Genomic DNA, 18,438 nt, shown 5'->3' on the forward strand with positions numbered 1-18,438 from the left:
TTCCCTGCTCCTTGACGGCTTGCGGGCGGCCATCGCTCAACCCTGCCGCGTCAGCCAGGGGAGTTCCCCGGCGGCGTAGCGGTAGGCGCGGAAGACCGCGTTGTGCTGACCGGTGAACAGCTCGCCGACCTCCGGCTCCCGATACGCGCCGAACTCCGGGACGACGTACTCCCAGCAGACCCGGCCCTCGGCGGTGACCTCGAAGAGCCGGCCGGCGGGGGAGTCGGTGATCAGGGTGTTGCCGTTGGGCAGGCGCTGGGCGCTGCCCATGAAGGGGGCGAAGAACGCCTCCCGGGCCGGGTCGTGGTACTCCCAGACGATCGTGCCGGTGGCCCGTTCCACCTCGATGACGCGGGAGTAGGGGACGTCGCAGCCGGGCCGGAAGACGCCGTTGTCGAAGATCAGGAGGTTGCCGCCGGGCAGTTCGGTGGGGTGGTGCTGCTGGGCGACCAGCCCGGGTTCGGTCCGCCACAGGACCTCGCCGGTCGCCCGGCTGATGACGATCACCGCCGAGGTGCTGCGCAGGCCGGCCAGGATGTTGCCGTCAGCCAGCGGCTGCACGGAGTTGATCAGCGGCCAGTGCTCGCGGGAGTAGGCGGGATGCAGCGCGTAGGCGTCCGGATCGAGGTGGTCGGCGGCGCGCCAGGACCACAACAGCCGCCCGTCCGCGTCGACTTCGCGCAGGGTGTCGGCGTGGACGGTGCCGTGGGGCTCGGAGCCGGGGACGCCGCCGCGGACCGCCGCGGCCCGTTCGCCGGTCAGCGGCTCCAGCGCGGAGTAGAGGATCCGCCCGTCGCCGTGGTGGTGGGCGTCGTGGTGCTGGAGCGGATCGGTGAAGGACCGCAGCACCGTGCCGTCGGGGGCGATCTGCTGCATCAGCCCGCCGCGGTACTTGTGCCACATGGGGAAGAGCGCGGGCTGGTCCGGGAGGGTGGCGTTGTAGGCGAGGTTGCCGTTGGGGAGAATGCGGGCGTGCCGGCCGGGGCGGTGCGGCAGCCGCCAGCGGTGGACGACGGTGCCGTGCAGGTCGATCAGCAGGACCTGGCCGCCACCGGTGAGCGGGGCGTAGAGCGTGTAGCCGTCCTGGGCGGCGTCGGCGTCGAGCGCGATCAGGCCGGTGCCGCGGCGTCGGCGTGTGTTTTGATCGACTGTGGTCGGGCCGGAGGTCATGCCGCATTCCCCCGTCGAACTGCGTCTCGTCAAACTTTGTTTGATGGGATCTAACGGCGTAGACGCTAGGGGCAGTCTGTTGCCGTGCTGTGAACGGCGCGATAAGGAGTCCGCGGATGCGCGAGGGCGTGGGGGAGGAGCGGGGGATGGGCGGGAACGGGGCAGCGGCGGAGGTGCCGCGGGTGGGGGTGGCGGTGCGCCGGCGGCGTCGCGCGCGCGAGCTGACGCTGGCCGAACTCGCCCGCGCGACAGGGCTGTCCGCCCCCTTCCTCAGCCAGGTCGAGAACGACCGGGCCCGCCCCAGCATGCGCTCGCTCCAGCTCATCGCCGACGCCCTGGAGACCACCGCGGTCCGGCTGCTGGCCGCCGCCGACGGGCCGCGCACCGTCGATGTGGTGCGCGCCGGTTCGGCGGCGGTCCCCGAGGACGGCGAGACCGGCCGGGTGCGCCCGCTGGTCCGCGGCCACCAGCAGCTGCACGCCCTGGAGTTCACCGGCCGGCACGACTGGCGGCGGGAATTCCGGCACCCGCACGACGAGTTGATGTATGTCGTGGCGGGCGCGGTGGAGGCCGAGGCGGACGGCCGACGCTACGAACTCGGGCCGGGCGACACCCTCTACTGCTCCGGCGGGGTCACCCACCGCTGGCGCGCGCTGGCTCCGGACAGCCGGGTGCTGCTGGTGGGCGTGGCGGACGACTTCCGGGGCTGAGGCGCCGGGCGGACCGGCTCAGCCGCCGTGCGCGGGCGGCGCGTCGGCGCCCGTTTCGTCCGCGCCTGTGTCGTTCGTGCCTGTGTCGTCCGTCCAGAAGGGGTCCGGGAAGACGGCCTCGTCGGAGTCGGCTTCGGGGCTGAGGGTGGCCAGCAACTGCCCCGCCTCCTTGGCCTCGTCGACGGAGCGGGGCAGCATGACGCTCTCGTAGGCGTCGAGGGCCGCGTCGATCGTGGGGTGGTCGACGACCGCCCGGGCGAGCTCGGCGCCGTCGAGCAGGGCGAGGTTGGCGCCGACACCGACCGGCGGCATCAGGTGGGCGGCGTCGCCGAGCAGGGTGATGCCGGGGACGCGGTCCCAGGTGTGGGGTACGGGCAGGACGTACAGCGGCCGGTTGGTGAAACCGCCCTCGCCGTCGCGCAGGATGCCCCGCAGGCTCTCGTGCCAGCCCTCGTACTGAGCCAGCAGGCGGGCGCGGACGCCGTCGGTGTCGGCGAGGTCGAGACCGGCGTGCCAGTCCTCGGGGCCGCGGAAGACGGCGTAGGCGCGGACGTGTCCGCCGCTGTTGCGCTGGAGCACCAGACTGCGGTGGCCGGCCTTGGCCGACATGGTGCCGGCGCCGACGAGCCGGGCGATGCCGGGGTGGCGACGGTCGACGTCGTCGAAGTGGGTCTCCACCATGGTCACGCCGGTGAAGTGCGGCCGGGCGTCGGAGAGCGCCGGGCGCACCCGGGACCAGGCGCCGTCGGCACCGACGACCAGGTCGAACTCCTCGGCAGCGCCGCCTGGTTGGTGCAGCCGGGCGCCGCCGCCGGGCAGCGGGGTGACCGTCTCCACGGGGAGGCCCCAGCGGACCGTGCCGGGGGCGAGGGAGCCCAGCAGGAGGGTGCGCAGCAGGCCGCGGTCGATCTCGGGCCGGCTCAACTCGCCCTCGGCGGCCCGGTCGTGGCGTACCAGGGACGCGTGGCGGTCGTACAGGCGCCACTCCTGGCCCTCCGGGCGGGACAGCGCGAGGAACGCGTCGAAGAGGCCGGCCGCGCGCAGTGCGACCTGACCGGTTTCCTCGTGGATGTCGAGGGTGCCGCCCTGTGCGCGGGAGTTGGGGTCGGGCTCCCGCTCGAAGACGGTGACCGGCACGCCGTGCCGCTGGAGGACGCGGGCGCACAACAGGCCGCCGGGGCCGGCGCCGACGATCGCGATACGAGGGGTGGTGGACATGGGTCGGGCTCCGCTCTGTGGAGGTGGGCGTCTCTGGAGGTGGACATCTGTGGAGGTGGGCAGGGCGAACGCGGCCGGCTTCCGGCAGGGGAATGCCGGGCGGCTCGCCCGTCCAGGGGAAGCGCGGCACCCCAAAGTACAACTGCTCCGATTTTCTATCCACTCAATTTTTCGATCGAATCGCCTCAGTGGGTAGAGTGGGGGCATGGACGAGACGACGATCGGGCGCCGCGCGCGCAAGAAGGCCCGGACGAGGCAGGCACTGGCGGACGCCGCGCTGCGGTTGTTCACCGAGCGCGGCTTCGACGAGGTCGGGGTGCGCGAGGTGGCGGAGGCGGCCGATGTCTCGCTGAGCACGCTCTTCAAGCACTTCCCCAGCAAGGAAGCCCTGGTCTTCGATCTCGACGCGGATCTGGAGGGCGCCCTGGTCGCCGCGGTGCGCGACCGGGCCCCGGACCAGTCGCCGCTGCACGCGCTCCGCGATCACCTGGTGCGCACCCGCACCACGGTGCGGGCCGACGACCCCATGCCCCGCCTCGTCGCCGGCACGCCGGCGCTGCGCGAGTACGCCCGGCGGATGTGGTCGCGCCACGAGAAGGCGCTGGCCGCCGCCCTCGCCGAGGCCACCGGGCTGGCCCCGGACGCCCCCGCCGTCACCGGCCTGGCACGCTTCGCGCTGGACGCGCCCGGTCTCGCCGGTGCCGCCGACGACCCGGCCCGGATGATGCGCGAGCTGTTCGCGCTGCTGGAGAACGGCTGGGCCGGCACCCCGCTGGCGCGGGCGGCGGAGGGCCCCGGCCGGGACGGATGACGGCGGATCGCGGCCGGCTGTGGCTGTGGCTGCGGGGAGGGCGCCACGTGCCGCGGGCGTTGTCAGTGGCGCACGCTACTGTGTGCGAAAAGGTTGATCACGGCCGCTGTGACGGCCGTGGTGGCGGCTGACGTGCCGTCACCCGACAACAGGGGGATGCCCGATGAGGCTGAAGACCGTCGTTCCCGCCCTCGCCTGTGCGGCCGCGCTCGGCACCGCCGTGGCCGGCGGGACGGCCGCCGCCGCGCCCGCGCCCGCCCGCCCGGCGGCCGTCGCGCCGGTCGCCGCGCCCGCCACCTGCGTCTACGCCGAGGCCAAGGAGAGCGTCAAGATCCGCAACGCCCGGAAGGTGAACGCCACCGCGCTCGGGCTGTTCCCCAAGGGCTCGTTGGCCTGCCGCACCAGCACCCCGACCACCTCCGGCGAGTCCTACAACCTCTGCGGCGTCAAGGACAACGCCTGGTCGGAGATCACCTACCGCGGCATCCGCGGCTGGATACCCCGCGGCTGCACGGTGAACCGCGCCTAGGGTCTGGTCGTCGAACTCCCGCCTGCCTCGGGGGAGTTCAACGGCAGGGCCTAGGGAGCCGCTGACGGAGCAGGCGGGGCCGGGGCCGTCGTGCGGGCCGCGGTCACCAGGGCGTCCATGACGCGGGTGTCGTCGCCGGCCTCCGGGTGCCACTGGACCGCCAGCGTGAAGGCGGCCGCGTCCGGGAGCTCCACCGCTTCGACGGTGCCGTCCTCCGCGTAGGCCGAGGCCACCAGCCCGCGGCCGAGCCGGTCCACGGCCTGGTGGTGGTAGGTCGGTACGGCCACCGGCTCCGGCAGCGCCGTGCCCAGCAGGGTGCCGGGCACCGGCTTGATCTCGTGCCGGGCGAAGACCCCGGGCGGCCCGGAGTGCCCGTCCAGGTGCTGGACGAGGGTCCCGCCGAGCGCCACGTTCAGCAGCTGCAGCCCCCGGCAGATGCCCAGCAGCGGCACCCCGGCCGTCAACGCCGCCTCGATCAGGGCCAGTTCCCAGGCGTCCCGGTCGAGCGCGGGCGGGCCGGTGCGGGGGTGCGGCTCCGCCCCGTAGCGGGCCGGGGCGATGTCGGCGCCGCCGGCGATCACCAGCCCGTCGAGCCGGGCGACGGTCGCCGCGGCGGTCTCCGGGTCACCGGGCGGCAGCAGCGCCGCCAGCCCGCCCGAGCGCCGCACCAGGCGCGGATAGCCGGCCGGCAGCAGCGCGGCGGGCAGCGTCCACACCCCCCAGCGGGCCTCTTCCTGGTAGGTGCTGATGCCGATGAGGGGCGGTTGGGGCGGTTGCGGCTGGGACATCGGGTGGGGTCCTCCGTGGAGTGCGGTGCGGTGCGGTCCGGTGGTCAGTCGCGTGCGAGTTCGGCCTCGGCGGCGGCCAGCGCCGCGAACTCCTCCTCGGGCGCCGCGGCCACCAGCCGGTGACGGGAGTAGAAGGCGAAGTAGGCCAGGGCGACCCCGTAGACGCCGAGCGCGATGAACGCGGCCTCCTTGTCGACCAGGAACGTCGCCACCAGCGCCGAGCATGCCAGGACGAAGGCGACGGCGGAGGTCAGCATGCCGCCCGGCGTGCGGTACGGGCGGTGCAGACCGGGCTCCCGGCGGCGCAGCACGAGGTGCGAAAGGGCCATCAGCGCATAGGAGATGGTGGCCCCGAAGACCGCGATGTTCAGCATGCGGGCGCCGTCGCCGGTGGCGGCGGCGAGCGCGAAGCCCAGCGCGCCGGGGACCAGCAGGCCGAGGTAGGGCGCCTTGCGGCGGCTGGTCAGGGAGAGGAAGCGGGGCAGATAGCCGGCCCGGGAGAGCGCGAACAGCTGCCGGGACCCGGCGAAGATCAGGGAGAAGAAGGACGCCACCAGCCCGGCCAGCCCGGCGTAGTTGACGATCCGGCCGGCCGTGGTCGGTGTGCCGTGCGGCTGGAGCGCCTGCACCAGCGGATCGCCGGCGGACTGAATCGCGGCCGAGCCGCGCGCCCCGGTCGCCGCGGCGAAGGTGATCAGCGCGAGCAGCAGCAGGATGCCCATCGCCGCGGCCATCGCGCGGGGCAGCGAGCGGGCCGGGTCCTTGGTCTCCTCGGCCGCCAGCGGGACGCCCTCCACGCCTAGGAAGAACCACATCCCGAACGGGAACGCCGCCCAGATGCCCAGCACCCCGAACGGCAGCCATGAACTCGCCCCGAACGCCCCGGACTTGACGGGTATGTCGTTGAGCGCGTCCACGTGGAAGTCGGTGAGCGCGGCGACCGCGAAGACCAGCAGCGCGGCGACCGCGATCGCGGTGACGATCAGGCTGAACCGCAGCGCCTCGCCCACGCCCCACAGATGGATGCCGATGAAGAGCACGAAACAGGCGAGGTAGACGGGCCAGCCGGAATGCAGTCCGAACAGTCCCAGCGACTCGACGTAGTCGCCGATGAAGATCGAGATCGCGGCCGGTGCCAGCACGTACTCGATCAGGATCGCGGTGCCGGTGAGGAAGCCGCCCCAGGTGCCCAGCGCCCGCCGGGCGAAGCCGTAGCCGCCGCCCGCGGTGGGCAGGATCGAGGCCAGTTCGGCGAGCGCGAAGACCAGGCAGGTGTACATCAGGCCCATCAGGACCGCGGCGATCGCCAGACCGCCGAAGCCGCCCTGCGCCAGCCCGTTGTTCCAGCCCGAGAAGTCGCCGGAGACGACATAGGCCACCCCGAGGCCGGTCAGCAGCAGCGGGCCGGCGCTGCCGCGGCGCAGCGTCCGGCGCTCCAGATAGGCGTCGCCGTCCGGCGAGCCGCCACCGGGGGAGGCGGCGGTCGCCGCGGTCTGCGCATCGGTGCTGTCGGCCATGTGCCGCTCCTGCCTTGCGGGGACAACCGGAGTAAAGGTTTAGCCGCATACCTTTGCTGTCCGGGTGGCTCAGCGCAAGACCTGGGCGCAAAACGCCGGTGTAAAACACTGGTTACGCAACGGTGCAGAGCGGGCGGCGCGGGACGTGCGGGGCAGGCGCCCGGCGGCAGCCGGCCGGCCCGCGCGCCGCTACACGGCCGGGGCGGCCAGGAAGCCGCGCAGCAGCGCCGCGGTGCCGCAGCAGTGCTCCCGCATCACCTCGCGGGCCCCGTCCGCGTCGCCCTCCAGCACCGCCTCCACCAGCGCGGCGTGCTGGTTCTGCGAGTGCTCCAGGTTGCGCACCAGCAGCGGGATGCAGTCCAGCAGCTCGTTGACACGGGCCCGGACGGCGGCGTACTGGGCGGCCAGCGACGCCGATCCGGACAGCTCGGCCAGGGTCAGGTGGAGCAGTGTGTCGCGCCGGCGGTAGTCGGCCAGCGGCGCGTCCTGGGTCGCGGCCAGTGCCGCGCGCAGCCGCCCGGCCTGCTCGTCCGACAGTCCGTGGGCGGCGCACAGCCCGGCCGCGCCGACCTCCAGCACCTCACGGAAGCGGAGGATGTCCTCCACGTCGGTCCGGTCCACCCGGCGGCGCAGCTCGGACTCGTCGGGGCTCTCGGTGCGGGCCCGTACGAAGGTGCCGCCGTAGCGGCCGCGCCGGCTCTCCACCAGGCCCTCGTCCTGGAGGACCTTGAGCACCTCGCGCAGGGTGACCCGGCTGATCTGCAGCCGTTCCGCCAACTCCCGCTCGGCGGGCAGCCGTTCGCCCTGCGGCACCAGTCCGAGCCGGACGATCTGGAGTATCTGTTCCAGAGCCTCCTCGAAGCCGTTGCCCGCCCGGACCGGCCGCAGCACCGGCGCCAGCCGGTCGGCCGCACCGTCCATCGCAACCCCTTCCCAATCAATGGTTCGTGTGCATACCTTATGACCTCCGGATGCAGCGACAGGAGGCACCACCGTGGCAGACCGCAGGCCCCCGCTCTCCGTCGAGGAGCTCACCGCCCTCGTCGACAACGGGGAGATCGACACTGTCGTCCTCGCCTTCACCGATATGCAAGGCAGGCTCCAGGGCAAGCGGTTCGCCGCCCGCTACTTCCTCGACACCGTTCTCGAACACGGCACGGAGGGCTGCAACTACCTCCTCGCGGTCGACGTCGACCTCAACACCGTCGACGGCTATGCGATGTCCTCCTGGGAGCGCGGCTACGGCGACTTCGCCATGCACGGCGACCCCGCCACCCTCCGCCGCACCCCCTGGAACCCCGGCACCGCCCTGATCACCGCCGACCTCGCCTGGCACGACGGCTCCGCGGTCGCCGCCTCGCCCCGGCAGATCCTCCGCCGCCAGCTCGACCGGCTGGCCGAGCACGGCTGGACCGCGTACGCCGGCACCGAGCTGGAGTTCATGCTCTTCAAGGACTCCTACGAGGACGCCTGGTCGCGCGGCTACCGCCAGATGACCCCGGCCAACCAGTGGAACGGCGACTACTCCGTCCTGGGCACCGGCCGGGTCGAGCCCGTCCTGCGCCGGATCCGCAACGAGATGGGCGCGGCCGGCATGACCGTCGAGTCCGCCAAGGGCGAGTGCAACCTCGGCCAGCACGAGATCGTGTTCGTCTACGACGAGGCGCTCACCACCTGCGACCAGCACAGCATCTACAAGACCGGCGCCAAGGAGATCGCCGCCCAGGAGGGCATGGCGCTCACCTTCATGGCGAAGTACGACGAGCGCGAGGGCAACTCCTGTCACATCCACCTCTCGCTCCAGGACGAGCAGGGCCGGCCGGTGCTGGCCGACGACAGCGACCCCTACGGCATGTCGCGGACCATGCGGCACTTCCTCGCCGGACAGCTCGCCGCGATGCGCGACTTCACGCTGCTCTACGCCCCCAACATCAACTCCTACAAGCGGTTCCGCCCCGGCTCCTTCGCGCCCACCGCCGTCGCCTGGGGCCCGGACAACCGCACCTGCGCCCTGCGGGTCGTCGGCCACGGCCACTCCCACCGCCTGGAGAACCGCCTGCCCGGCGGCGATGTGAACCCCTACCTCGCGGTCGCCGGCATGGTCGCGGCCGGCCTGTACGGCATAGAGCACGAGCTCGAACTCCCCGACGCCACCACCGGCAACGCCTACACGGGCGATGCCGCGCACGTCCCCACCACCCTCCGCGAGGCCGCCGAGCTGTGGGAGCGCAGCCCGATCGCCCGCGCCGCCTTCGGCGACGAGGTCGTCGACCACTACCGCCACATGGCCCGCGTCGAACAGGACGCCTACGACGCCGCCGTCACGGACTGGGAGCGGTTCCGCTCCTTCGAGCGCATGTAAGGAACGCCCGTGCTGCAAGAGCTGACCATCCTCAACCCGGCGACCGAGGAGGTGGTGGCCACCGTCCCCACCACCTCCCCCGACCAGGTCGACGCGGCGGTCCGCCGGGCCGCAACCGCCCAGGAGACCTGGGCCGCGGTGGCCCCCGGCGACCGGGCCCGGCTGCTGCGCCGCTTCGCCGACGTCGTCGACGCGGCGATCGAGCCGCTCGCCGAACTGGAACTGCGCGAGGCCGGCCACCCGTTGGGCAACGCCCGCTGGGAGGCGGGCAACGTCCGCGACCTGCTGCACTACGCCGCCGGGGGAGTGGAGCGCCTGACCGGCCGCCAGATCCCGGTGCCCGGCGGGCTGAACCTCACCGTCCAGGAACCGCTCGGCGTGGTCGCCGTCATCGCCCCCTGGAACTTCCCCATGCCGATCGCGGCATGGGGCACCGCCCCGGCCCTCGCCGCCGGCAACGCCGTCCTCCTCAAGCCCGCCGAGACCACCCCGCTCACCGCGCTCCGGCTCGCCGAACTCGCCCTGGAGGCCGGGCTCCCCGAGGGCCTCTTCCAGGTCCTGCCCGGCGAGGGCCCGGTCACCGGCAGCGCGCTCGTGGACCACCCCGGCGTCGCCAAGGTCGTCTTCACCGGCTCCACCGCCACCGGCCGGCAGATCGCCGCCCGGTGTGCCGCGCAGACCAAGCGGCTCACCCTCGAACTCGGCGGCAAGAGCCCCAACATCGTCTTCGCCGACGCCGACATCGAGGCCGCCGCGGCCGCCGCCCCCGGCTCCTTCCTGGACAACACCGGCCAGGACTGCTGCGCCCGCAGCCGCATCCTCGTCCAGCGGAGCGTCTACGACCGGTTCCTGGAGCTGCTGGAGCCCGCCGTCAAGGCGTTCACCGCCGGCGACCCGGCCGATCCCGCCACCAAGATGGGCCCGCTGATCTCGGCCGCCCAGCGCGACCGGGTCCGCTCCTACGTCCCCGAGGACGCCCCGGCCGCCATCCGCGGCGAGGCCCCGTCCGGCAAGGGCTTCTGGTACCCGGCCACCGTCCTGGAGGGCCGCCCCGAGGACCGCACCGCCGTCGAGGAGATCTTCGGCCCGGTCGCGGTGGTCCTCCCCTTCGACGACGAGGCCGACGCGATCCGGCTCGCCAACGCCACCGACTACGGCCTCGCCGGCTCCCTGTGGACCCGGGACGTGGGCCGGGCGCTGCGCGTCTCGCGGGCCGTCGCGGCCGGCAACCTCTCCGTCAACTCCCACAGCGCGGTGCGCTACTGGACCCCGTTCGGCGGCTTCAAGCACTCCGGACTCGGCCGCGAACTCGGACCGGACGCGCTGGCCGCCTTCACCGAGACCAAGAACATCTTCATCAGCACCGAGCCGGCCGGCTCGTGACCCCGCACCGCACCAACCAGCACCGAGGAGAGCAAGTGACCGACCAGACCGCCGTGTGCCGCCGCCTCGTCGGCCGTACCGCCGTGATCACCGGAGCCGGCAGCGGCATCGGCCTGGCCACCGCCCGCCGGCTGGCCTCCGAAGGCGCGAACGTCGTCTGCGCCGACATCGACGAGAAGGCCGGCAAGGCCGCCGCCGAAGAGGTCGGCGGCGCTTTCGTCCAGGTCGACGTCACCGACTCCGAGCAGGTCGAGGCGCTCTACAAGACCGCCTACGACACCTACGGCTCGGTGGACGTCACCTTCAACAACGCCGGCATCTCGCCGCCCGACGACGACTCCATCCTCACCACCGGCCTGGACGCCTGGAAGCGCGTCCAGGAGGTCAACCTCACCTCGGTCTACCTCTGCTGCAAGCACGCCCTGCCCTACATGCAGCGCCAGTTCGCCGAGACCGGGCGCGGCGGCTCCATCATCAACACCGCGTCCTTCGTGGCCGTGATGGGCGCCGCCACCTCGCAGATCAGCTACACCGCCTCCAAGGGCGGCGTGCTGGCGATGTCCCGCGAACTGGGCGTGCAGTTCGCCCGCGAGGGCATCCGCGTCAACGCGCTCTGCCCGGGCCCGGTCAACACCCCGCTGCTGAAGGAGCTGTTCGCCAAGGACCCCGAGCGCGCCGCGCGCCGCCTGGTGCACGTCCCGGTCGGCCGGTTCGCCGAGCCCGAGGAGATCGCCGCCGCGGTCGCCTTCCTCGCCAGCGACGACTCCTCCTTCGTCAACGCCGCCGAGTTCCTCGTGGACGGCGGTATCGCGGGGGCCTACGTCACTCCGCTCTAACCCCCCGATAAGGTCCATGACCAGCACCGGAACCGGCAGCGCTGCCGGTTCCGACTGCTGTCCCGCCCATGCGTCAATGCGTCAAGGAGGATGCATGCGCACCACGCGCACCCTCGTCGCCGGCCTGCTCGCGGCCGCCGCCCTCACCGCCTCGCTGCCCGCCACCACCACCGCCGCCCCGGTCAGGTCCGCGGACCGCGCCCGGTGCCCGCAGCTCTCCAAGGACCTGCCCTGGTACGGCGACAACCGCGCCAAACTCCAGAAGATGATCGACGAACGCGGCACCTGTTCGGGGCGCCACGGCGGCCCCCGTCCGGTCGCCGCCTTCGACTGGGACAACACCGTCGTCAAGAACGACATCTCCGACGCCACGCTGGCCTGGATGCTGCGGCACGACAAGCTGCCCCGGCCCACGAGCTGGCGGGACACCAGCCCCTGGCTCACCCCCGCCGCCGACCGCGCGCTGACCCGGGCCTGCGGCACCGGCGCCCCCGGCCGCCCGCTGCCCACCTCCCGCAACACCGCCTGCGCCGACGAGATCATGGAGATCCGCGGCACGGCGAAGACCATGAGCGGCGCCGAGGCGTTCGCCGGCGACTGGAACCACCGCCGCACGGTCCCCGACTACGCCTGGATACCGCAGCTGTTCGCCGGCCTGAAGCCCGCCACCCTCACCGCGTACGCCAAGCGCGCCCGCGCCGAGAACCTCGCCGCGCCGGTCGGCGCCGTGCAGACCGTCGGCACCCACAAGCTGGCCGGCTACGTCCGCTACTACGACCAGCAGAAGGACCTGATCCGCACGCTCAAGCGGGCCGGCTTCGACGTCTACATCGTCTCCGCGTCGTCCGAGACCGTCGCCGAGGCGTGGTCCGGTGGCGTCGGGGTGGACGCCCGGCACACCCTCGGCATCCGCAGCCGCGTCCGCGACGGCTGGCTCACCACCACCATCGCCGGCTGCGGCGACGTCAAGGACGGCCGCGGCGAGGTCATCCCGTACATGGACGGCAAGCGCTGCTGGATCAACCAGGAGATCTACGGCATCAAGGGCGCCGAGGCGTGGCGGAAGCAGGACCCCGCGCACCGCATCGCGCTCGGCGGCGGCGACGCCAACACCGATGTCACCTTCGTCGGCGACGCCACCGGCGCCCACCTGGCCATCAACCGCAACAAGGACGAGCTGATGTGCCGCGGCTACGACAACGCCGACGGCCGCTGGGTGGTCAACCCGATGTTCATCGACCCGCTGCCCCGCAAGTCCGGTGTGTACCCCTGCGCCACCAAGGGCTACACCAACACCGACGGCACCCTCGGCCCGGTCCGCCGCCCCGACGGCACCGTCGTCGCCGACCAGCAGGACCGGATCCACGGCTGACCCCGGGGCCTCCGTACGCCGGACGGGGGCCGCACCGCCACCCGTGACACCGTCACAGGAAGGTGCGGCCCTCGCCCCGGTACGTCGGCACCGTCGCCACCACCCGGTCGCCCTCGACCAGGTGCAGCTCCGCGAACCGCTCGCACAGCTCACCGGCCTTGGCGTGCCGGAACCACACCTTGTCGCCCACCGCCAGCCCGTCCGCCGCCGCCCCCAGCAGCGGCGTCTGCACCTCGCCCGGCCCCTCCTGCGGGTCGTACCGCAGACCGGCCGGCAGATACGGCTCCGGCAGCCGGTCCGCGCCGGCCACCCCCGACGCCGGATAGCCGCCGCCCAGCACCGTGACGACCCCCGGCCCCGGCCGCCGCACCACCGGCTGGGCGAACAGCGCAGCCGGACGCCCCCGGAACGACCGGAAGTTGTCGAACAGCCGCGGCACATACAGCCCCGAGCCGGCCGCCAGCTCCGTCACCGCCGCCTCCGCCGCGGTGTGCTGCACGCTCCCCGTCCCGCCGCCGTTGACGAACTCCAGGCGCGGCGCCACCGCCCGCACCGCCCGCACGGCCTCCCAGCGCCGCCGCGCCAGCTCCTTCCGGGCCGCCGCCTGCATCATCCGGATCGCCCGCGAAACCACCGGCTTCCCGGCGACCTCGTCGCCCACCCCCGCCACATGCCCCTCGTAGGCCATCAGCCCCACCAGCCGGAAACCGGGGCGGCGCACCACCGTCCGGGCCAGCGCGGCGAGCGCCGCCGGCTCCCGCACCGGCGACCGCCGCGCCCCGACCCGGACCCTCCCGCCCAGCAGCCGGTACGAGGTGTCCAGCTCCAGGCAGACCCGCACCTCCTCGCCGCGGCCCGGGCCGGCCGCCCGCGCGGCGTCGATCAGATCCAGCTGTGCGGGATCGTCGACCATCACCGTCACCGCCGCCGCCGGCGCGGCGTCCCCGGTCAGCTCGGCGAAACCGTCCCGGTCCGCCGACGGATAGGCCAGCAGCACGTCCGGGAAGCCCGAGCGTGCCAGCCACAGCGACTCGGCGAGCGTGAAGCTCATGATCCCCGCGAAGCCGTCCCGCGCCAGCACCCGCTCCAGCAGCGCCCGGCAGCGCACCGACTTGCTCGCCACCCGGATCGGCTTCCCCTTCGAACGGCGCACCAGATCGGCCGCGTTGGCGTCGAAGGCCGCCAGATCCACGACGGCCAGCGGCGCGTCGAGAGCGGCGGTCGCCCGGTCGTAGAAGGCTTTGCCGGCATACGTACCGGCGGAGTGCTGCGACATGGCCGCAGCCTGCCAGACACCGCTACCGCGGGGTAAGGGGACGAACCGCGCCGGAAGTGACGCCGGAGCGTCCAGGGGTTGGAGCACCGGGCGCGCCAGCCCTTACAGTGGCTCGACACCGCAACCAGCAGGTCAGCGGCGTGATGTCCGGATACGAGCCACCCTGCCCCGCTTGTCGGGTCCGGGGCACACCGTGCGAGGGGGAGCGCTGGTGAGCGCCGACGCCGATTACGCCGATGCTCCGCGCATCCCACCCATACCCCCGCGCCCGCCCCACCGCCCGTCTCGGCCGCCCGCCGACCTGGACCCGCAGACCACCGTCCTGCGCCCGGTCCCCGCCGACCCCGACGCCCCGCCACCGGCCGCGCCCCCGGCCCCGCCGCGCCCCCGCCCGGAGCCGCCGACCGCCCCGCCGCGCCCCGCCGGCGCCCCCCGGTCGTTCCGCGACACCGCCGCGTTCCACCTCGCCAACAGCGGCGCCCAGTGGGACGCGCCCCGCGACCGCGCCGCGAGCCCCCCGCCCCCGGCCGCCCCCATGTCCCGGCCGCCGGCCCCCGCCCGCCTGCCCGGCACCCGCATCGTCGCCGCGGCCGCCGGCCTCGTCCTCGGCATCGGGCTGATGGCCGGCGCGGCCGTCGGCAGCTGGCTCACCGACACCCCCGCCAAGACCACCCCGACGCCTGAAGCCGCCTTCACCAAGGGCCGGGACGCCTGGCGCAACACCCCCGTCGACACCCTCTTCCCGCGCACCGTCGAGGGCCTGGCCGCCGGCCCCGGCGGCGCCGACCGCACCTGGATCCGGCTCGCCGTCGCCCCCGACACCGACTGCACCGCCGCCTACGAGGGCCCGCTCGCCGAGGAACTCGCCCCGGCCGGCTGCGCCCGTCTGCTGCGCGCCACCTACGTCGACGCCACCCGCACCGACGTCATCACCGTCGGCGCCCAGACCACCAAGGCCGACCGGGCCGGGATGATGGACCTCAACGCCCGCTTCAGCACCAACAACCTCGCCACCCGCAAGGCCCTGATGCCGCTGCCGCTGGCCGCCCAGGGCACCCCCGCCGAGGACTTCGGCCCCGCCCAGCGCGCCAGCTGGACGGTGCGGATACTCACCGACATACCCGTCGTCGTCTACGCCGTCTCCGGTTTCGCCGACGGCCGCGAGATCACCGACCCGCAGCCCGCCGACGCCGCTGTCCAGCCCGGCACTGCCACCGCCCCCGCCGAATCCGGCCTCGGCCACGACGCCAAGGGCCTCGCGGACAAGATCAGCGCCGCCTTCCGCACGGCGTCCGGCATCCCCGCCAAGCCCACGGAGGACGCGCAGTGATCAAGACCGCGCTGCGGGCCGCGACCCTCGCCCTGACCTCCGCCGCCCTGGCCGTCCTGCCCGCTCTGCCGGCCCGCGCGGACGCCATCCGCGCCCAGCAGTGGGGCCTGACGGCCATCCACGCCCAGGAGGCATGGCAGACCACCAAGGGCGCCGGTATCACCGTCGCCGTCCTGGACACCGGCGTCGACGCCGACCACCCCGACCTCAAGGGCCAGGTGCTGCCGGAAAAGGACCTGATCGGCTTCGGTGCCCGTCCCGGCGACGACGCCTGGGCCCAGCACGGCACCGGCATGGCCAGCGTCATCGCCGGCCACGGCCACGGCGCCGGCCGCTCCGACGGCATCCTCGGCGTCGCCCCCGAGGCCAGAATCCTGCCCGTCCGGGTGATCCTGGAGGACCACGACCCCGACCGCCGGCGGGCCCGCGACCAGCGGCCCGGCGCCCTCGCCGACGGCATCCGCTGGGCCGCCGACCACGGCGCCGACGTGATCAACATGTCGCTCGGCGACGACAGCGAGACCGCCCACCCCGACCCCCGCGAGGACGCCGCCATCCAGTACGCCCTGGGCAAGGGCATCCCGGTGGTCGCCTCGGCCGGCAACGGCGGCGAGAAGGGCGACCACGTCTCGTACCCGGCCGCCTACCCCGGCGTCATCGCCGCCACCGCCGTCACCCACCTGGACGCCCGCGCCCCCTTCTCCACCCGCCACTGGTACGCCACGGTCAGCGCCCCCGGCGACGACATCCTCATGGCCGACCACGGCACCGGCTACGTCTCCGGCCTGGGCACCAGCCCCGCAGCCGCCTTCACCTCCGGCGCCATCGCCCTGATCCGCTCCGCCCACCGCGACCTCAGCCCCGCCCAGATCCGCACCCTGCTCACCAGCACCGCCCAGCACCGCCCCCGGTCCGGCCGCGACGACGACTACGGCGCCGGCCTCATCGACCCCGCCGCCGCCCTCAAGGCCGCCGCCCACCTGACCCCCACCCCCCAGAAGCCGGCCCCCGCCGCCTACCCCCACCGCTACTTCGGCCCCGGCCCGGCCCCCGACCCCGAAGACAACACCCCCATCAACTGGCTCCCCTGGACCCTCGCCGCCACCGGCCTCACCCTCACCACCACCTCCTTCTTCCTCTGGCGCAACCGCCCCACCACCCACCACTGACCCACGACGCACGCCCCCACCCACCGTCTCTATGACCACTCACGGGAGGTGACGGGTCTCCGGGGCAGGGGTGTGCCGGACGTAAAGCGACAGCAGTCCGGCACACCCCTGCCCCGGAGGCCCGTCACCGCACCCAACAGCCGCGCAGCGGTTCCGCGCCGCAGGCGCAAAAGCAGCGGCGAACCCCTACGGCGGGGAGGCCGACAACGTGGGAAGCCGGCCAAGCGCAGCGGATACGCTCGGGTTCGTGCAAAAGAACATCCCAAACCCCGGCTTCGCCGACGACGACGGCTCCGCCGCCCCCGCCCTCGCCGCCGCGCTCGCGGCGTACGCGAACGACCCCGGCACCGAACCCGCGCTGCTCGCCGCCCTGGCGGACGCCCGCCTCCTCGTCCCGGTCGTCGCGGTCCTCGGCGAGGTCGAGACGGGCCCCGACGGGCTGCGCAGGGAGAAGACCAGCGACATGGCGGTGCCCACCCTCACCGCGCCCGACGGCCGCCGCGCCCTCCCCGCCTTCACCTCCATGGACAGCCTGCGGCGCTGGCGGCCGGACGCCCGCCCGGTCGCGGTGCCGCTCCGCCAGGCGCTGCTGGCCGCCGCGCACGAACAGGCCGACACCGTCGTCCTCGACTTGGCCGGCCCGGTCACCTACCAGCTCACCGGCGCCGCCCTGCGCGCCCTCGCCGAGGGCCGGACCACCGCCGACCCGCTCGCCGACCCGGCCGTCACCGAAGCGCTGCGCACCCTCCTCACCGCCGAGCCCGCGGTCCTGGCCGCCCGGCTGACACCGTCCGCCGAGACCGACGGCACCCTCGCCCTCGGCCTGGCCCCCGACGCCGTCCCCGCCGAAGCCGCCCAGCGTCTGGCCCAGGCACTCGCCACCGACGAGACCCTGCGCGCCCGCCTCGTCCGCGGCCTCGACCTGGCGCTCCTCCCGCCCGGCGCCGACGCCCCCGGGGAACCCCTCTACCAGCGCTGATCCGCAAGAACCCGGCCCCTCGGGACGGACTCCCGCAGGCTCTCCGCCGCCCGGTCATCACCCGCGCCGACGGGCGGCTTCGCCCTCCGGGCCGCACAATGCCAGGAGAGCTCAAGATCCACGCGAGGAGAGCCCATGGAGACCACGGAGACCCGCACGGTCGTGTCCGAGTTCCTCGGCACGCTGCTCCTGGTGTTCTTCGCCGTCGGCGCCGCGGTGCTGGCCGGCGAGTACATCGGCACCTTCGGCATCGCGCTGTCCTTCGGCTTCGTCATGCTGGCGCTTGCCTACGCGCTCGGCCCGATCTCGGGCTGCCACATCAACCCCTCGGTGACGCTCGGCATGCTGGTGGCCCGGCGCATCACGCTCCGCACGGCCGTCGAGTACTGGATCGCGCAGATCCTCGGCGGCATCGTCGGCGCGGCCCTGCTCTTCCTGGTCGCCAAGCAGGTCCCCGGCCTCCAGACCCACGCGGCCTTCGGCACGAACGGCTGGGGCGACCGCTCGGCGGTCCACATCAACCTCGGCGGCGCCTTCGTGGCCGAGATCGTGATGACCTTCCTGTTCGTCTTCGTGGTGCTGAGCGTGACGCACAAAGTGGCCGTGGTGGGCTTCGCCGGCCTGGCCATCGGTCTGGCCCTGGCCACCGTCCACCTCATCGGCATCCCGCTGGACGGCACCTCGGTGAACCCGGCGCGGAGCCTGGGCCCCGCCATCTTCGCGGGCGGCGCGGCCATCACCCAGGTATGGCTGTTCCTCGTCGCGCCCCTGATCGGCGGGGCGCTGGCGGCGCTGGTGCACCAGATCACGCACCCGCCCCAGGAGCCGGTCGTGGTCGCCGACCAGGCGGCCCGCGGCGAGCCGAAGCCCCCCGCCGAGCCGGCCCCCGGCGGCAGCGTCTGAGGAGCACCGGAGCCGGTCCCCGTACGCGGACGAGCCCCGGCCGGAACGAATCCGGCCGGGGCTCGTCATGCGCGCGGCGGCAGGC

The 18,438-nt window shown here is 73.9% G+C and carries 17 protein-coding genes; 11 read left to right on the forward strand and 6 right to left on the reverse strand.

From position 1 onward, the window contains the following. Positions 1 to 36: 36 nt before the first annotated feature. Positions 37 to 1,170 (reverse strand): aryl-sulfate sulfotransferase, encoded by a 1,134-nt coding sequence (locus tag ACRAS8_RS28510; protein ID WP_438488856.1) that lies wholly within the window; start codon positions 1,168 to 1,170, stop codon positions 37 to 39. Between the two features lie 146 nt (positions 1,171 to 1,316). On the opposite strand from ACRAS8_RS28510, the gene ACRAS8_RS28515 reads away from it, so the two are divergent. After that, entirely contained in the window at positions 1,317 to 1,880 is a 564-nt protein-coding gene (locus tag ACRAS8_RS28515) for a helix-turn-helix domain-containing protein (protein WP_438490625.1), read from the forward strand. 18 nt (positions 1,881 to 1,898) lie between these two features. On the opposite strand, the gene ACRAS8_RS28520 is transcribed toward ACRAS8_RS28515, so the two are convergent. Continuing rightward, positions 1,899 to 3,098, reverse strand: coding sequence for an FAD-dependent oxidoreductase (locus ACRAS8_RS28520; RefSeq protein WP_438488857.1), 1,200 nt, complete (start codon positions 3,096 to 3,098; stop codon positions 1,899 to 1,901). Positions 3,099 to 3,303: 205 nt separating this feature from the next. Here ACRAS8_RS28520 and ACRAS8_RS28525 point away from each other — a divergent pair, with 205 nt between their 5' ends. Together ACRAS8_RS28525 and ACRAS8_RS28530 are read left to right on the forward strand one after the other, a co-directional pair. Then, positions 3,304 to 3,909 carry a TetR/AcrR family transcriptional regulator gene (locus ACRAS8_RS28525; protein ID WP_438488858.1) on the forward strand — a complete coding sequence of 202 codons (606 nt, stop codon included), beginning with the start codon at positions 3,304 to 3,306 and terminating at the stop codon, positions 3,907 to 3,909. 163 nt (positions 3,910 to 4,072) lie between these two features. Further along, a complete protein-coding gene (locus tag ACRAS8_RS28530) occupies positions 4,073 to 4,438 on the forward strand; it encodes a hypothetical protein (RefSeq protein ID WP_438488859.1) in 366 nt (121 codons plus the stop codon). 50 nt (positions 4,439 to 4,488) lie between these two features. Here ACRAS8_RS28530 and ACRAS8_RS28535 read toward each other — a convergent pair whose 3' ends face one another. The 3 genes from ACRAS8_RS28535 to ACRAS8_RS28545 all read right to left on the reverse strand — a co-directional run bounded on the left by ACRAS8_RS28535 (position 4,489) and on the right by ACRAS8_RS28545 (position 7,664). Further along, positions 4,489 to 5,226: a gamma-glutamyl-gamma-aminobutyrate hydrolase family protein gene (locus ACRAS8_RS28535; protein ID WP_438488860.1), complete on the reverse strand. Its 738-nt coding sequence runs from the start codon at positions 5,224 to 5,226 to the stop codon at positions 4,489 to 4,491. Between the two features lie 44 nt (positions 5,227 to 5,270). Further along, on the reverse strand, positions 5,271 to 6,743 hold the full coding sequence (gene eat / locus ACRAS8_RS28540; protein WP_438488861.1) for an ethanolamine permease: 1,473 nt from the start codon (positions 6,741 to 6,743) through the stop codon (positions 5,271 to 5,273). Positions 6,744 to 6,932: 189 nt separating this feature from the next. Beyond that, a complete protein-coding gene (locus ACRAS8_RS28545; RefSeq protein WP_438488862.1) occupies positions 6,933 to 7,664 on the reverse strand; it encodes a FadR/GntR family transcriptional regulator in 732 nt (243 codons plus the stop codon). A 73-nt stretch (positions 7,665 to 7,737) separates the two neighbouring features. Between ACRAS8_RS28545 and ACRAS8_RS28550 the strand changes: the two genes are divergently transcribed. From ACRAS8_RS28550 to ACRAS8_RS28565, 4 genes are all read left to right on the forward strand, one after another. Beyond that, positions 7,738 to 9,105, forward strand: coding sequence for a glutamine synthetase family protein (locus ACRAS8_RS28550; RefSeq protein ID WP_438488863.1), 1,368 nt, complete (start codon positions 7,738 to 7,740; stop codon positions 9,103 to 9,105). A gap of 9 nt (positions 9,106 to 9,114) precedes the next feature. Beyond that, entirely contained in the window at positions 9,115 to 10,488 is a 1,374-nt protein-coding gene (locus tag ACRAS8_RS28555) for an aldehyde dehydrogenase family protein (protein WP_438488864.1), read from the forward strand. Between the two features lie 35 nt (positions 10,489 to 10,523). After that, positions 10,524 to 11,324 (forward strand): 3-oxoacyl-ACP reductase, encoded by an 801-nt coding sequence (locus ACRAS8_RS28560; protein WP_438488865.1) that lies wholly within the window; start codon positions 10,524 to 10,526, stop codon positions 11,322 to 11,324. 94 nt (positions 11,325 to 11,418) lie between these two features. Next, positions 11,419 to 12,696 carry a haloacid dehalogenase-like hydrolase gene (locus tag ACRAS8_RS28565; RefSeq protein WP_438488866.1) on the forward strand — a complete coding sequence of 426 codons (1,278 nt, stop codon included), beginning with the start codon at positions 11,419 to 11,421 and terminating at the stop codon, positions 12,694 to 12,696. A gap of 52 nt (positions 12,697 to 12,748) precedes the next feature. Here the strand turns inward: ACRAS8_RS28565 and ACRAS8_RS28570 are convergent, their stop codons facing one another. Further along, positions 12,749 to 13,972 (reverse strand): amino acid deaminase/aldolase, encoded by a 1,224-nt coding sequence (locus ACRAS8_RS28570; RefSeq protein ID WP_438488867.1) that lies wholly within the window; start codon positions 13,970 to 13,972, stop codon positions 12,749 to 12,751. A 211-nt stretch (positions 13,973 to 14,183) separates the two neighbouring features. Between ACRAS8_RS28570 and ACRAS8_RS28575 the strand changes: the two genes are divergently transcribed. The 4 genes from ACRAS8_RS28575 to ACRAS8_RS28590 all read left to right on the forward strand — a co-directional run bounded on the left by ACRAS8_RS28575 (position 14,184) and on the right by ACRAS8_RS28590 (position 18,353). Continuing rightward, the gene (locus ACRAS8_RS28575) at positions 14,184 to 15,302 is read left to right on the forward strand and encodes a hypothetical protein (RefSeq protein WP_438488868.1); all 1,119 of its coding nucleotides are present in this window, start codon (positions 14,184 to 14,186) and stop codon (positions 15,300 to 15,302) included. After that, positions 15,299 to 16,471, forward strand: a complete 1,173-nt coding sequence (gene mycP / locus ACRAS8_RS28580) for a type VII secretion-associated serine protease mycosin (RefSeq protein ID WP_438488869.1) — start codon at positions 15,299 to 15,301, stop codon at positions 16,469 to 16,471. Before ACRAS8_RS28575 ends, mycP begins: the two co-directional genes overlap by 4 nt. A gap of 247 nt (positions 16,472 to 16,718) precedes the next feature. Next, entirely contained in the window at positions 16,719 to 17,450 is a 732-nt protein-coding gene (locus tag ACRAS8_RS28585) for an SseB family protein (protein ID WP_438488870.1), read from the forward strand. 135 nt (positions 17,451 to 17,585) lie between these two features. Continuing rightward, positions 17,586 to 18,353, forward strand: coding sequence for an MIP family channel protein (locus ACRAS8_RS28590; RefSeq protein ID WP_438488871.1), 768 nt, complete (start codon positions 17,586 to 17,588; stop codon positions 18,351 to 18,353). The last annotated feature ends 85 nt before the right edge of the window (positions 18,354 to 18,438 follow it).

The sequence above is a fragment of the Streptomyces sp. S186 genome, assembly GCF_051603415.1.
GTDB lineage: Bacteria > Actinomycetota > Actinomycetes > Streptomycetales > Streptomycetaceae > Streptomyces.

Excerpts from the sequence above, each read along its gene's own strand:
- ACRAS8_RS28535 (WP_438488860.1), bottom strand. The coding sequence starts at position 5,226 with ATGTCCCAGCCGCAACCGCCCCAACCGCCCCTCATCGGCATCAGCACC.
- ACRAS8_RS28510 (WP_438488856.1), bottom strand. The coding sequence starts at position 1,170 with ATGACCTCCGGCCCGACCACAGTCGATCAAAACACACGCCGACGCCGC.
- ACRAS8_RS28515 (WP_438490625.1), top strand. The coding sequence starts at position 1,317 with ATGGGCGGGAACGGGGCAGCGGCGGAGGTGCCGCGGGTGGGGGTGGCG.
- ACRAS8_RS28590 (WP_438488871.1), top strand. The coding sequence starts at position 17,586 with ATGGAGACCACGGAGACCCGCACGGTCGTGTCCGAGTTCCTCGGCACG.
- ACRAS8_RS28525 (WP_438488858.1), top strand. The coding sequence starts at position 3,304 with ATGGACGAGACGACGATCGGGCGCCGCGCGCGCAAGAAGGCCCGGACG.
- ACRAS8_RS28520 (WP_438488857.1), bottom strand. The coding sequence starts at position 3,098 with ATGTCCACCACCCCTCGTATCGCGATCGTCGGCGCCGGCCCCGGCGGC.
- ACRAS8_RS28565 (WP_438488866.1), top strand. The coding sequence starts at position 11,419 with ATGCGCACCACGCGCACCCTCGTCGCCGGCCTGCTCGCGGCCGCCGCC.
- ACRAS8_RS28530 (WP_438488859.1), top strand. The coding sequence starts at position 4,073 with ATGAGGCTGAAGACCGTCGTTCCCGCCCTCGCCTGTGCGGCCGCGCTC.
- ACRAS8_RS28545 (WP_438488862.1), bottom strand. The coding sequence starts at position 7,664 with ATGGACGGTGCGGCCGACCGGCTGGCGCCGGTGCTGCGGCCGGTCCGG.
- ACRAS8_RS28570 (WP_438488867.1), bottom strand. The coding sequence starts at position 13,972 with ATGTCGCAGCACTCCGCCGGTACGTATGCCGGCAAAGCCTTCTACGAC.
- eat (WP_438488861.1), bottom strand. The coding sequence starts at position 6,743 with ATGGCCGACAGCACCGATGCGCAGACCGCGGCGACCGCCGCCTCCCCC.